Raw genomic sequence first — 13,370 nt, 5'->3', positions numbered from 1 at the left:
AAATTCATAGTGCAAGTTGCACTACTCAAATATACTAAAAACTTTTATAAAAACCATGCTTTGCAACATAAAAAACACCATTGTAAGCGCTCTAAATTTTAATATTTTAAAAACAAACCTCTCTAAAATTGCTTCTAAAGAGGTCAAAATATATGTTTTTGAAAACTATTTTCTAAAAAAAAGGAGTTGTGCAACAGTTATTGCTGTCATAGGCTAGTTGCTAGTAAAGTTTTTTATCAATAGTAGTTTTTACTCCATAGTAATTCATCTCAAAACAAGCTCTTCCAAGAATTATAGCTGGATGAATTCTGTATTTATTTGCAAAATCGCAAATGACCGTATCGTTTAATGGTAAATAATTTTCAAGTAAATCATTCCAATAATTTGATGGAATTAAACTTTCTTGTGCGTAAAGATTAGCTTCATTTTCAAGCTCATTTTCTTCTATTTTACTTAAGTCTATAAATCTTATATCTTTATTTCCTTTAAGATGTAAAGCTATGTGTCCTAATTCGTGTAAAATAGTAAATGCTAAATTATCAATTCTATTATGTCTTAATGTTAGCGCAATTACTGGGTTATTCTTAGACCAAAAAGAATATCCATCAATTGGTGTTTTCTCCAATTTATCAACTAGAAGAAATTTAATACCGTATTGAGATAATTTTTTATCTACCAGATCTAAAACATTGTTGTTTTTGAAAAATATTTCTTGTAATTCTCTATTTAATTGCGGTAAATTTTCAAAATGAAAAGTATTTGTTTCTTTTTTATCTGCTTCAAATTCTACAAGTGACGTCCAAGCTATCATATTCTTTTCATCAATTTGAAGCTTTTCACTTTTCTTAAAAAAAGCGAATTTTTTTTCTGAAAATTTGTTTACAAGACCATCAATAGATTGCACAGAGTATATTTCTTGTATAATTGTAATATTTGATGCAATGTCTTCTGTTAAATAACCTTTTTTATTAAAAAATTTTACAGGAATGTATTGAGTGATAATATTCCAAATTTCAATTAACTTAATTTTGTTTATATTCTTCTCTTTAATTTTAGCTAAATCAATTTCATATTGAGATTGAAATTTCATCCAATAATCAGCTGGGATATCAAGTGTCTTTTCAAGTAAAATTGCTATATCTGCAGTAATAGGTCTTTTCCCTTTAATTATTTCATTTAGAAATGAAGGTTTTACACCCAATAACATTGCTAAGTCTTTTTGGGTAATATCATCTCTAACTTCTAATTCATCTTTAATTAGTGTTCCTGGATGCGTTGCTTCAAATGGTATGTTTGTGTTTGTTGCCATAATGTTTGATGTTTTTTAAGAATAATGATTACTTAATTCTACGATTTCACAAATTGTGATAGTATCAGGTTCTTCTCCTTCTATAGATGAAATAAATTCTATTCTATATTTATCATTAACACGAACGGATTCCAAACCTTTCTTATCTCCACTTAATTTTTCATAATTCAAACTTTTTAATGGATACAAATCTTCAATTTTATTAGCAACCCTTAATTTGTCAATTGTCGTTTTATATCTTTTAATAATATCTTTTTGAAACCTATGTTTTTTACTTGAAGATTTTCCATCTTCATATAATTGTTTTAAATACTCTTGTGTGAAAATTATTTTCATATCACTCTGATTTCATATTGCAAAGATATAAATAATAAAATAAAATTCACTAAAAAAGTGAATTATTTTTAATTTAAAGTTTTTGATAGAATTTCTGCTAACGCTTCGGCGGATTTGCGAAGTCCCGAGAAGGAAGTTTACTTCCGTTCTTGGGATTTTGCAAATTCATAGTGCAAGTTGCACTACTCAAATATACTAAAACTTTTATAAAAACCATGCTTTGCAACATAAAAAACACCATTGTAAGCGCTCTAAATTTTAATATTTTAAAAACAAACCTCTCTAAAATTGCTTCTAAAGAGGTCTAAATATTATGTTTTTGAAAACTATTTTCTAAAAAAAGGAGTTGTGCAACAGTTACCAATGTTAGCTGTAGTGTTTTTAATTTTACTGTTTTGTCAATATAATATTCTGTGGAAGTGTGATTTCCCAATCATAATCTGGTTGGTTGCCTATTACTAGCTTTATACCCGGTGGATTCTTTAAAGAAACCAATTTAATTTGTGTAGCATTAATATATTCTATTTCAAAATTCACACTTTTATTTTTTGAAAGGTGAGATATTGTCCCATTAAGTTCATTATAGTTTGTTGAAATCGTACCCAAACTAAGAATTGTTGATTTTTTATCATTAAAATTTGTACTTTGAAAGCTCATAGAGCTTTCAAAAATTTCATTTCCATTATTGTATTGATGAAAACCATAAATAATATCTGCAGTCACATTTTTATTAATCGGCGGGAGTGTAATATTTTGTTTTTTTAATACAATGGTAAAGCTTTTATTCCCACTTTGCCATTTCCATGTTCCTATGAATTTATCAAGGTTAGGATTAGGGTTAACTGCTCCAGGAGTGAAATTAAGTTCTTGTGCCATACAAGTATTTGATATAAACAATTGGATTGTTAAAAAAGCTAAAATTTTAAATAGTATATTTTTCATGATTTTAAAGTTTAATTATTACAGTTAATAGGAACAATTGTACCATTGTTGTTTTTAGTAAGCAAAGACCAATTGTTCATTTCGTTATCGCCTTTCATTAATTGGAGACCTGTATCAAAAAGTTGTAAAAAATTAACTAAGTTTTTTTCGTTTTCTGTAGCTGTATTTTTGTAGTTTACCCTTTGGTCATAAATATTATTAAAGAATTCACCAGTACTTTTATCATACACCCCATTTATAAAAAACTGCGAAGCGAAGTTGGCAAATTTGCTTGGATCATCAATTACCATATAGTATTGGTTTCCTTGTGGGCTGCCGTAAGGTGTCACTACTCCAGCTATAAAAGTATTTACATCTTTAATTGCGTTATGTTGAATCATTGTACATAAGGTAATAAAATCATCAAATGAAAATGTAGAAAGCATTTGGGAAGCTTGATAATGAGAGTGTATAAATGCAGCAAATTTATCACCGGCATTAAATTGAACTCTTACTCCAGCTTCTCCAACAGGTCCTGTTCCGTAAATGTCGTTTTGGATGTTCCCACTATTATCTTGCCAAAGAAAATAAGCATGCTCTTTATTATCATTAGTTTTAGTTTTAAGATTTTTCATACTATTTTTAGTTACAGAATCTTTACCAACAGCCTGTATTTTTTCACAAGGTTGTGGTTCAGTTGGTTGTTCATCAATGGGATAGGTGTATCCGCCGCCGACAGGTGGAGTTCCGCTTCCTCCAGTGCAGTTTCCAGAAGGATCAAGACAGGTTGAAGGGATTTCAAAACCAGTTTGGACACAAGTTGTTGTATAATATGATTGAGTATATAAAACCTCACCTGTAACGGTGTCTGTCCATGTCCAAATTACTTCTCTTGTTATACAGGTCATTCCTCTGGCTAATTGAGAATTTGTATTTTGAAATTTTGGTTTTAGATGATCTCTGTCTTTGAAAATTAGAGCTTGAAAGAATTTTATAGAAGATGCATCATCCGTTTTTCTACGGAAATATATTGTATTGTCAATTCTTTTGACAAACATGACGTGTTCTACTTTATTATTTTTAATGATGGGAACTTCGAGAAAGCTTTCGTCAAATTTGTCAAAAGTCATTGCATAATTCCAATAAACGTTTCCGTATTTGTTAGAGAAATAAGAGTTGTCTAGGTTTTCATTAAAAATTTTCTGTACATTTTTAATAAATATTTCATCTTCTTTCCAAAAGCTTTTATTAACATATTCTTTAGTTAACAATTCTTGTTTTTGAAATGTTGTTACTTCATCTTCAGAACGACATGAAAATAAAAATAAAAAAGTAAGGAATGATACTTTCAAACATGATAATAGTATTTTTTTCGTCATACGTGTTTTTTGATTTAACGTTAATTTAATATGCACTTTTGTGATAACATTACAGCTAACGGTTCGGCGGATTTGCGAAGTCCCGAGAAGGAAGTTTGCTTCCGTTCTTAGGATTTTGCAAATTCATAGTGCAAGTTGCACTACTCAAATATACTAAAACTTTTATAAAAACCATATTGTACAACATGAAAAAACACCATTATAAGCGCTCTAAATTTTAATATTTTAAAAACAAACCTCTCTAAAATTGCTTCTAAAGAGGTCAAAATTTTATGTTTTTCAAAACTATTTTCTAAAAAAAAGGAGTTGTGCAATAGTTACCTATGTTGTACGACGTTTTTTTATTCAATTTTTGTGTATTCAAATACAATTTTTTGATTTGTTATACCACCATATTCTATTAGAATTATTTTGTTTTTGTCCAATTTAACTTTATATGTTTCAATAAATTTGCACCTATCTTGGTCAGATCCAATTTTGTCAATAAATAATTTTCCATTTTTATTGTAAATTATTCCTTGTTCATTTTTGTTGTTTAATGACCACAAATGTGCTTCAATAAAACCATTTTGTTTGATTTTTATTTTAATATTATTTGGTTCTCTTGGTTCATTAATAATTCTTTTCAAATCTCTTGTTGCTTCATACACAGCAGTTTGTCTATATTCAGAATCCACCGAAATATCTTTTAGTGTTTCAGAGGAAAAATATTTTATATTTTTAAATTCCAAGTTTGCAGGAAAACATATTCCACAAGAATAAAATATGCTCAAGAAACAACACAATAAAATTATTTTAAGAATTTTCATTTTAGATTTTTTTATTGACGATATTTTGGATAAAATGTCGCCTAACGTTTCGGCGGATTTGTGAAGTCCCGAGAAGGAAGTTTACTTCCGTTCTTGGGATTTTGCACACCACCAAATATACAAAAGTATTCTTGATACTCAAAAGCTTATTAAAAAACCTTAATCCTACCCAAAGTAATGTCAAAGGAAAGTCAAAGGAAAGTGTAGTTAATGTCTGCTTGCAATTTACTTGCGGGATAAAGGCAAGATACTTGCTTCTTATAATACCCAGAACTTTATATGGCATTTTGAAGAAAACAAATAAGGGTTTGAGTTGAATCAAGTGGCAGTCAAACTCGAGTTTTGTTCGCAAAAAGTACCCTTTTTCCGAAGCTGATTCGAACTTGATTCGAACCTGATTCGAACATATGTCTCAAAAAAGACAAAAAAAAGGCGAAATAATTACGCTAATTGATGCGTAATAATAGTGTAAACTTTCATGGTGAGAACCCTAAGTTTTATAACCCAAAAAACTTATTTTATTTTTTGTCATAGAAGAAGTCGTAAAGCATAAGATGAATTAAAAATCTTTTAAATTAAAACTCTTTCAAGAATTTAAAAACATTCTACTTATTTATTTTCTTTTAATTTTTTCACATCTTCAAGTGTAAGGACTTTGTAGTCAATACCTAATCTTTTTGCATTTTCTTCTACTGTTTCTGTAAAGCCTACTTTTTTTCTTAATTTATTTACTTTTTCAGGGTTTTTGATTGGATGAATAATCATAGTCCAACCATTTTTGGTGTTAAAACCACTTCCCTGAGTTCCATAAATTTGTTCTTTACCTTCTTGTACTAGTAATCTATCTTCCATCATTGCAACTAGAGTTTTGGGAAGTTCATTCTTTTTTCCAGCTTTTTTAATCAATGGAAAATAATTTTTAATTTTATTTGAATGCTGGATTACATAAAAAGCTGAAGTGTTTTCTGGTTCTCCCACTAAAGATTTTCCGGGATAGCCATATTTTGATATGATTTTGTCTATTTTTTTAATGTTAATACTATCATATTTTTGAACAATCATCCAATTTTCTCTTTCAAATTGTTCTTTCGTAATGTTGTACTTTTTGTATATTTCTTCTTTTCTAACATCTAAAGTTTCGGTATCAAATAACTCTCTCAATTCTTGATCTGATTCTAAAATCTGTTTGAGTTCGGTTTTAAGATTTGTAAATTCTTGTTCAGAATATTTTTGAGCATTACAAAATATTAATGTTAAGGAAAAAGCAATTGTTAATAATAGTTTCATGTTTTTTTTTCTCCAAATTTATAATAATTAATGTATAATTTTTTCCTAATAAAACTTAAAAATCTGTTAAACTAAATTTCCGTAATTTTGAAAACTCAAAACTCGTATTACGTAACTTGCAATTAAAAAATGACCAATAAGCTGAAAATTATCAACGATCCAGTTCATGGATTTATAAAAATTCCTCACGAAATTTTGTATGATGTGTTAGAGCATCGTTATTTTCAGAGATTGCGCAGAATTTCTCAGACAGGATTGTTGAGTTTAGTTTTTCCAGGAGCTACCCATACCAGATTTCATCATGCTTTAGGTGCGATGCATCTCATGTTTACAGCGCTAGAAACTTTGAAACTGAAAAATGTAAAAATTTCAGACGAAGAAGAAAAAGCGGCGCTTCTCGCTATTTTATTGCACGATGTAGGTCATGGTCCGTATTCTCACGCTTTAGAAAGTCTTTTGATGGAAGATTGGCATCACGAGAAACTCTCGATTTTATTGATGAGAAAATTGAATGATGAGTTTAACGGTGAATTAGATTTGGCGATAGAAATGTTTCAAGGAAAATACCATCGTAAATTCTTTAACCAATTGATTACTTCACAGTTAGATGTAGATAGATTAGATTATTTGAAGCGGGATAGTTTCTTTACGGGAGTTTCGGAAGGAAGTGTGAACACGCAGAGAATTATTTCGATGATGAATGTAAAAGATGATGAACTTCTGATTGATGAAAAAGGGGTTTATTCTATTGAAAATTTCCTTACGGCAAGAATGTTTATGTATTGGCAAGTTTACTATCATAAAACTTCGGCTTTGGCGGAACATCTTTTGGTGAAAATTTTGAGTAGAGCAAAACAGCTCATTTCAGAAGGTAAACAAGTAGAGGCTTACGGAAATTTAAAATATTTCTTGTACAAAACTGATTTCGAAAAAGCGACAGAAGAAGATGTGAATCGTTTTACACAACTGGATGATACAGATGTACTGAGTGCGATAAAAACTTGGCAAAATGCAGATGATTTTGTGCTGAGCTATTTCTGTAGAGCGGTAGTACAAAGAAAATTTCCGAAAACAGTATTCTCGTCTCATCCATTTGACCAGAAAATTATTGAAGAAAAAACGACAAAAGCAAACGATTTTTTTGGAATTAACAACGGAGAATTATTGGTAGAGCAAATTAGCAGAACGCTACTTCCGTATGATACAGAAAAGCAAACTATCTTTCTTTTAAAGAAAAATGGCGAAAAAATAAAGTTAGAAGATGCGGAAACGCAGATTCTTTCTGCGCATATCAACCAGCCAACAACCAAAAATATTTTGTATTTTCCAAGAGAAATTTCAAATGGAGCGTTCGATGTCAAAAAATATTAAATTTTGTTAACTATTTCAATAAATTCTTATCTTTGCAGGATATGGAATTTACTGCAGCTCAAATTGCAAGTTTTATCAATGGTAAGATCATTGGAGACGAAAGTGCTTCTATAAGCGGCGTTTCGCCAATAGAAAACGCACAAGAAGGACAGCTTTCTTTTGTCTCTCAGGAAAAATTTGCAGATTATATATTTTCTTCAGAAGCATCTGTAATTATTGTTTCTGAAAAATTTGTGAAAGAAGGAGATTATAAATCTACCCTCATTTTGGTGGAAGATGCTTATCTCTCTTTTCAAGTGTTGATGAATCTTTATCAACAAATGAGAGAAGAAAAAAAATCTGGTATTGAGCAGTTTTCTACCGTTTCGGAAAGTGCCATTTTGGGCGAAGATGTATATATTGGAGCGCACACATATATTTCTGATAAAGTAAAAATTGGAAATTCTACACAAATTTATCCTCAAGTTTATATTGGTAAAAATGTAAAAATAGGCGAAAACTGTATTATATATAGTGGTGCTAGAATTTATGATTATTGTATAGTAGGAGATAATTGTATTGTACATTCTAATACCGTAATTGGGAGTGATGGTTTTGGTTTTCAACCAACAGAAAATGGGTATCAAAAAATTCCTCAATTAGGAAATGTAGTATTAGAAAATAATGTAGAAATAGGTTCTAATTGTAGTATAGACAGAGGTACAATAGGCTCTACTGTAATAGGAGAAGGTACTAAAATAGATAATTTAATCCAAATTGCTCATAATGTTAGAATTGGGAAAAACAACGTAATAGCAGCTCAGGCTGGTATTGCTGGTTCTACCATTATTGGAGATTGGAATCAAATAGGAGGTCAAACGGGAATTGTAGGACACATAAAAATAGGTAATCAGGTAAGAATCCAAGCACAAAGTGGAGTGAATTCTAATGTTGAAGACAAAGAAACTTTGTATGGTTCGCCTGCAATATCGGCGGGAGATTATCGTAGAAATTATGTTCATTTCCGCAATTTGACAGAGATAGTAAAAAGAATTTCAGAATTAGAAAAAAAATCAAAAGAGAGTAGTAATGACTGATAAGCAAAAAACTCTTGGAGGTGAAATTACACTTTCAGGGATAGGTCTTCATACAGGCAGAGAGGTTCATCTAACGATGAAACCCGCAAAAGAAAATACAGGTTTTGTATTTGTAAGAACAGATTTAGAAGGCAAACCTCAGGTAGAAGCAGATGTAAATTATGTAACCACTACAGAACGTGGCACCACTTTAGAAAAACTTGGTGTTAAAATTCATACTTGTGAGCATTTATTAGCTGCTTTGGTAGGAATGGATGTAGATAATGCAATCTTAGAATTAGATAGCGCAGAAGCGCCAATTATGGATGGTTCTTCTAAATATTTTGTAGAAGCCATAGAAAAAGTAGGTGTAGAAGAACAAGAGCAGCCAAGAGAATACCTTGTGATAAAAGAAGTTTTAAATTATCAAGACCCTCATACAGGTTCGGAAATAACCATTATTCCTTCAGAAAATTACGAAATTACAACTATGGTAGATTTTGGGACAAAGGTTTTAGGAACTCAGAATGCTTCTCTTAAAAATATTTCAGATTTTAAAGAAGAAATTTCTTCCGCTAGAACTTTTAGTTTCCTTCACGAGCTAGAAATGCTTTTAGATAACGGCTTAATAAAAGGGGGTGATATTTCTAACGCCATTGTTTATGTAGATAAAGAATTAACTCCAGATACTGCCGAAAAATTGAAAAAAGCTTTTGGCAAAGACGAAGTAACGATGAGACCAAACGGAATTTTAGATAATCTTACTCTAAATTATCCTAATGAAGCAGCTCGTCATAAATTATTAGATGTAATAGGAGATTTAGCATTAACAGGTGTTAAAATTAAAGGGAAAGTTATTGCGACTAAACCCGGACATTTTGTAAACACGCAATTTGCTAAAAAATTAAACAGACAGTGGAAATTGTATAAAAAGAAAAACGTTCCAGATTTTGATTTGAAAGCAGAGCCAGTTTATGATATTAATGGTATTATGAAATTGCTTCCGCACAGACCTCCATTTTTATTGATTGATAAGATTCTAGAAATATCAGATTCTCATGTGGTAGGTCTTAAAAATATTACAATGAACGAACCGTTCTTTGTAGGTCATTTTCCGAAAGAACCAGTAATGCCAGGGGTTTTACAAATAGAAGCAATGGCACAAGCTGGAGGGATTTTAGTGTTGGCTAACGTTCCAGACCCTGAAAATTATTCTACTTATTTTGTGAAAATGGATAAAGTAAAATTCAAGAAAAAAGTAATTCCTGGTGATACTTTAATCTTTAAAATAGAATTAATAGAACCAATAAGAAGAGGCATTGTTCATATGCAAGGTTACGGCTATGTAGGAGATAGTGTAGTAGTAGAAGCAGAATTGATGGCTCAAGTTGCTAAAACAAAAACAGAAGTATGATTCATCAATTAGCCGCAGTAGACAGACGTGCCAAAATTGGCAAAGACGTTACCATAGAACCATTCACTACCATTGCAGGAGATGTAGAAATAGGAGACGGAACATGGATAGGACCTAATGTTACCATTATGGATGGTGCTAGAATTGGTAAAAATTGTAGAGTTTTTCCTGGAACTGTAATTTCGGCTATCCCTCAAGATTTAAAATTTGACGGAGAAGATACAAAAACCATTATTGGAGACCGCACTACTATTAGAGAGTGTGTAACCATTAACAGAGGTACCAAAGCTCTTGGATATACTAAAATTGGTAACGATTGTCTTATTATGGCGACAAGCCACATTGCTCACGATTGTGTTTTGGGTAATAATGTAATTATCGTAAACGGTTGTGGTATTGCAGGACACGTAGAAATAGGAGATTTCACAGTAATGGGAGGTCTTTCTGCGGTGCATCAATTTGGTAAAATTGGTAAACATGTGATGATTTCTGGGGGTACTTTGGTGAGAAAAGACATTCCACCTTATGTAAAAGTAGCAAGAGAACCAATGTCTTATGCAGGAATTAATTCTGTAGGATTGAGAAGAAGAGGTTTCAGCAATGAGAGAATTTTTGAAATTCAAAAAGTATATAGAGCTGTTTTTCAAATGAAATTAAATGTTTCTCAAGCAATTACATTTATCGAAAAAGAACTTCCTCCAACCGAAGACAGAGACGAAATTGTAGAATTTATAAAAAATTCTCCAAGAGGTATTGTAAAAGGTTATGGCTCTGGAAAAGAATAGAATGGGAGAATTGCAGAATTTAAAGATGAAGTAATTATAATTTCAAATTTCATTAAGCAATTCAAACAAAATCAAACATTTCAAACCATTTCAAAAAAAATAATAAATTTTCAAAACAACATATTTTTAATGGCAACAAGCAACGATATTAAAAAAGGACTTTGTATAGAATATAGTAATGACATTTACAAAGTAATAGAGTTTCTTCACGTAAAACCAGGGAAAGGCCCTGCTTTTGTAAGAACCAAACTAAAATCTGTAACCAACGGAAAAGTTATTGATAATACTTTCTCTGCAGGTCACAAAATAGATGAGGTAAAAGTGATTACTCGTAAATTTCAATATTTATACGATGACGAAAACGGTTACCATTTTATGAACAACGAAGATTTCTCTCAAATGTATCTTAACAAAGAAATGATTGAGAACGCTCAGTTTATGAAAGCTGGTGAAGAAGTTACCATCATTATTAAAGAATCAGACGAAACACCACTTTCTGCGGAAATTCCTCAGACAGTTTACCTAGAAGTAATTGAAGCAGACCCAGGTGTAAAAGGAAATACTGCTACCAACGCTCTTAAAAATGCAATTGTAGAAACAGGAGCAAGAGTTTTAGTGCCACTTTTTATTGAAGCTGGAGACAAAATTAAAGTAAACACCGAAGACGGTTCTTACTTAGAACGTGTAAAATAAATTAGCTGGATGTAGGAAGCTGGATGTTAGATATAATTCTTCCAGCATCCATCATCCAACATCCTACAATAATATGAAATTTCAATCACCTCAGTCTCTTAAGACCATTGCAGAATTAATTAATGCAAAATTTGTAGGAGACGAAAATTTTCAAGTTTTTGGAACTAACGAAATTCACCGTGTAAAAGCTGGTGAAATTGTTTTTGTAAACCATCCTAAATATTACGACAAAGCGCTTTTTTCTGAAGCTACTATTATTTTGATAGACAAAGAAGTAGATTGCCCAGAAGGTAAAGCTCTTCTTATTTCAGACGACCCTTTCAGAGATTTTAATAAAATTAACGAACATTACCAAGGTATTCAAACTTTTGAAACAACTGGTCAAAATGCTGTAATTGGAAAAAATTGTAAAATTCACCCTTCTGTAGTAATCGGAAACGATGTGAAAATAGGAGATAATTGTATGATTTTTCCAAATGTAGTAATTGGAGACAGAACCGAAATTGGTAATAACTGCGTTATTCAGTCAGGAACCGTTTTAGGAGGTGACGCTTTTTATTACAACAAAAATGCTGAAGGTTTCAGAAAAATGCTTTCCGTAGGAAATGTTATTATAGAAAATAATGTAGAAATAGGTAATCTTTGTACAATAGACAGAGGAGTTACAGATTCTACCATTATTGGTGCAGGTAGTATTTTGGATAATCAAATTCAAATAGGACACGATACCGTTATTGGTAAAAAAGTTCTTATCGCTTCTCAAACCGGTATTGCAGGTTGTTGTATTATCGAAGACGAAGTTACCATTTGGGGACAAGTGGGTATGGCTTCTGGTAAAAGAGTAGGAAAAGGAGCGGTACTTTTAGGTAAAACTGGAGTGAACAGAGACTTAGAAGGTGGCAAAACTTATTTCGGTAGCTTAGCCGAAGAATTTAGAGAGTATCTAAAAAAAGAAGTCAAATTAAAAAATTTATAGGTCTTTACTTTGTGTGAAATCATAAAAATAGTATTTTTACAAAAATTAAAAAATAAATCATGTCAGTATTAGTAAATAAAGATTCAAAGGTAATCGTACAAGGATTTACAGGAAACGAAGGAACTTTCCACGCAACTCAAATGATTGAATACGGAACCAACGTAGTAGGTGGTGTAACTCCAGGAAAAGGAGGAACTGAACATCTTGGTAAGCCAGTTTTCAACACTGTTGCAGACGCAGTTGCTAAAGCAGGAGCTAATGTTTCTATTATTTTTGTACCACCTGCATTTGCTGCAGATGCTGTAATGGAAGCTGCAGAAGCTGGAATTAAAGTAATCGTTTGTATTACAGAAGGAATTCCGGTAGCTGATATGGTAAAAGTAAAAGAATATATTAAAGACAAAGGTGCTAGATTAATCGGTCCTAACTGCCCAGGAATTATCACTTCAGACGAAGCTAAAATCGGTATTATGCCAGGTTTCGTTTTCAAAAAAGGTAGAGTAGGTATTGTTTCAAAATCTGGTACTTTAACATACGAAGCTGCAGACCAAGTAGTAAGAGCTGGTTTCGGTGTTTCTACAGCAATCGGTATTGGTGGTGACCCAATCATCGGAACAACTACCAAAGAAGCTTTAGAATTATTCATCAACGACCCAGAAACTGATGCAGTAGTGATGATTGGTGAAATTGGTGGTTCTTTAGAAGCTGAAGCAGCAAGATGGTACAGAGATTCTGGTTCTAAAAAACCAGTAGTAGGTTTCATCGCTGGTCAAACTGCTCCTAAAGGTAGAACGATGGGACACGCTGGTGCAATCGTAGGTGGTGCAGAAGATACAGCTCAAGCAAAAATGCAAATTATGGAGGAATGCGGAATCAACGTAGTAGCTTCTCCAGCTGATATCGGTAAAACTATTGCTAAAGTATTAGGATAAATTTTACTAAATACATTATAAAAAAGCTTCACAATTTTAGTTGTGAAGCTTTTTATTTTAATTAACGGTTAGAAATTATTGATGGCTATTTAAGGGAATTTCT

13 protein-coding genes are annotated in these 13,370 nt (G+C 31.5%); 7 read left to right on the top strand and 6 right to left on the bottom strand.

All coding sequences use genetic code 11. The features are described from left to right. Positions 1-220: 220 nt before the first annotated feature. The 6 genes from KKQ79_RS07395 to KKQ79_RS07370 all read right to left on the bottom strand — a co-directional run bounded on the left by KKQ79_RS07395 (position 221) and on the right by KKQ79_RS07370 (position 6,041). Entirely contained in the window at positions 221-1,309 is a 1,089-nt protein-coding gene (locus tag KKQ79_RS07395) for a HigA family addiction module antitoxin (protein WP_213189583.1), read from the bottom strand. 15 nt (positions 1,310-1,324) lie between these two features. Beyond that, a complete protein-coding gene (locus tag KKQ79_RS07390) occupies positions 1,325-1,645 on the bottom strand; it encodes a type II toxin-antitoxin system RelE/ParE family toxin (RefSeq protein WP_213189582.1) in 321 nt (106 codons plus the stop codon). A gap of 387 nt (positions 1,646-2,032) precedes the next feature. Beyond that, positions 2,033-2,587, bottom strand: a complete 555-nt coding sequence (locus KKQ79_RS07385; protein WP_213189581.1) for a DUF6705 family protein — start codon at positions 2,585-2,587, stop codon at positions 2,033-2,035. Between the two features lie 11 nt (positions 2,588-2,598). Then, positions 2,599-3,945: a hypothetical protein gene (locus KKQ79_RS07380; protein WP_213189580.1), complete on the bottom strand. Its 1,347-nt coding sequence runs from the start codon at positions 3,943-3,945 to the stop codon at positions 2,599-2,601. Positions 3,946-4,286: 341 nt separating this feature from the next. Next, on the bottom strand, positions 4,287-4,754 hold the full coding sequence (locus KKQ79_RS07375; protein WP_213189579.1) for a hypothetical protein: 468 nt from the start codon (positions 4,752-4,754) through the stop codon (positions 4,287-4,289). Positions 4,755-5,363: 609 nt separating this feature from the next. After that, positions 5,364-6,041: a DUF6624 domain-containing protein gene (locus KKQ79_RS07370; protein WP_250131213.1), complete on the bottom strand. Its 678-nt coding sequence runs from the start codon at positions 6,039-6,041 to the stop codon at positions 5,364-5,366. A 129-nt stretch (positions 6,042-6,170) separates the two neighbouring features. Here KKQ79_RS07370 and KKQ79_RS07365 point away from each other — a divergent pair, with 129 nt between their 5' ends. From KKQ79_RS07365 to sucD, 7 genes are all read left to right on the top strand, one after another. Beyond that, positions 6,171-7,412 carry an HD domain-containing protein gene (locus KKQ79_RS07365; protein ID WP_213189578.1) on the top strand — a complete coding sequence of 414 codons (1,242 nt, stop codon included), beginning with the start codon at positions 6,171-6,173 and terminating at the stop codon, positions 7,410-7,412. A 41-nt stretch (positions 7,413-7,453) separates the two neighbouring features. Beyond that, the gene (lpxD, locus tag KKQ79_RS07360; RefSeq protein WP_213189577.1) at positions 7,454-8,488 is read left to right on the top strand and encodes a UDP-3-O-(3-hydroxymyristoyl)glucosamine N-acyltransferase; all 1,035 of its coding nucleotides are present in this window, start codon (positions 7,454-7,456) and stop codon (positions 8,486-8,488) included. Next, positions 8,481-9,881 carry a bifunctional UDP-3-O-[3-hydroxymyristoyl] N-acetylglucosamine deacetylase/3-hydroxyacyl-ACP dehydratase gene (locus KKQ79_RS07355; RefSeq protein WP_213189576.1) on the top strand — a complete coding sequence of 467 codons (1,401 nt, stop codon included), beginning with the start codon at positions 8,481-8,483 and terminating at the stop codon, positions 9,879-9,881. The genes lpxD and KKQ79_RS07355 overlap by 8 nt, the downstream gene beginning before the upstream one ends. Beyond that, positions 9,878-10,666, top strand: a complete 789-nt coding sequence (gene lpxA / locus KKQ79_RS07350) for an acyl-ACP--UDP-N-acetylglucosamine O-acyltransferase (RefSeq protein ID WP_213189575.1) — start codon at positions 9,878-9,880, stop codon at positions 10,664-10,666. The genes KKQ79_RS07355 and lpxA overlap by 4 nt, the downstream gene beginning before the upstream one ends. Before the next feature lie 129 nt (positions 10,667-10,795). Next, positions 10,796-11,359 (top strand): elongation factor P, encoded by a 564-nt coding sequence (gene efp / locus KKQ79_RS07345; protein WP_213189574.1) that lies wholly within the window; start codon positions 10,796-10,798, stop codon positions 11,357-11,359. 73 nt (positions 11,360-11,432) lie between these two features. After that, positions 11,433-12,335, top strand: a complete 903-nt coding sequence (locus KKQ79_RS07340) for a UDP-3-O-(3-hydroxymyristoyl)glucosamine N-acyltransferase (RefSeq protein WP_213189573.1) — start codon at positions 11,433-11,435, stop codon at positions 12,333-12,335. A 59-nt stretch (positions 12,336-12,394) separates the two neighbouring features. Further along, positions 12,395-13,267 (top strand): succinate--CoA ligase subunit alpha, encoded by an 873-nt coding sequence (gene sucD, locus KKQ79_RS07335; RefSeq protein ID WP_069798080.1) that lies wholly within the window; start codon positions 12,395-12,397, stop codon positions 13,265-13,267. Positions 13,268-13,370 lie beyond the last annotated feature (103 nt).

It is taken from the genome of Cloacibacterium caeni (assembly GCF_907163125.1).
GTDB classification, from domain to species: Bacteria; Bacteroidota; Bacteroidia; order Flavobacteriales; family Weeksellaceae; genus Cloacibacterium; species Cloacibacterium caeni_B.
Note: the sequence above shows the minus strand (reverse complement) of the source record. Positions and strands in the feature narration are given on the sequence as shown.

Bases quoted from the DNA above. Each gene is read 5' to 3' on its own strand.
- KKQ79_RS07395 (WP_213189583.1), bottom strand. From the start codon at position 1,309: ATGGCAACAAACACAAACATACCATTTGAAGCAACGCATCCAGGAACA.
- KKQ79_RS07390 (WP_213189582.1), bottom strand. From the start codon at position 1,645: ATGAAAATAATTTTCACACAAGAGTATTTAAAACAATTATATGAAGAT.
- KKQ79_RS07385 (WP_213189581.1), bottom strand. From the start codon at position 2,587: ATGAAAAATATACTATTTAAAATTTTAGCTTTTTTAACAATCCAATTG.
- KKQ79_RS07380 (WP_213189580.1), bottom strand. From the start codon at position 3,945: ATGACGAAAAAAATACTATTATCATGTTTGAAAGTATCATTCCTTACT.
- KKQ79_RS07375 (WP_213189579.1), bottom strand. From the start codon at position 4,754: ATGAAAATTCTTAAAATAATTTTATTGTGTTGTTTCTTGAGCATATTT.
- KKQ79_RS07370 (WP_250131213.1), bottom strand. From the start codon at position 6,041: ATGAAACTATTATTAACAATTGCTTTTTCCTTAACATTAATATTTTGT.
- KKQ79_RS07365 (WP_213189578.1), top strand. From the start codon at position 6,171: ATGACCAATAAGCTGAAAATTATCAACGATCCAGTTCATGGATTTATA.
- lpxD (WP_213189577.1), top strand. From the start codon at position 7,454: ATGGAATTTACTGCAGCTCAAATTGCAAGTTTTATCAATGGTAAGATC.
- KKQ79_RS07355 (WP_213189576.1), top strand. From the start codon at position 8,481: ATGACTGATAAGCAAAAAACTCTTGGAGGTGAAATTACACTTTCAGGG.
- lpxA (WP_213189575.1), top strand. From the start codon at position 9,878: ATGATTCATCAATTAGCCGCAGTAGACAGACGTGCCAAAATTGGCAAA.
- efp (WP_213189574.1), top strand. From the start codon at position 10,796: ATGGCAACAAGCAACGATATTAAAAAAGGACTTTGTATAGAATATAGT.
- KKQ79_RS07340 (WP_213189573.1), top strand. From the start codon at position 11,433: ATGAAATTTCAATCACCTCAGTCTCTTAAGACCATTGCAGAATTAATT.
- sucD (WP_069798080.1), top strand. From the start codon at position 12,395: ATGTCAGTATTAGTAAATAAAGATTCAAAGGTAATCGTACAAGGATTT.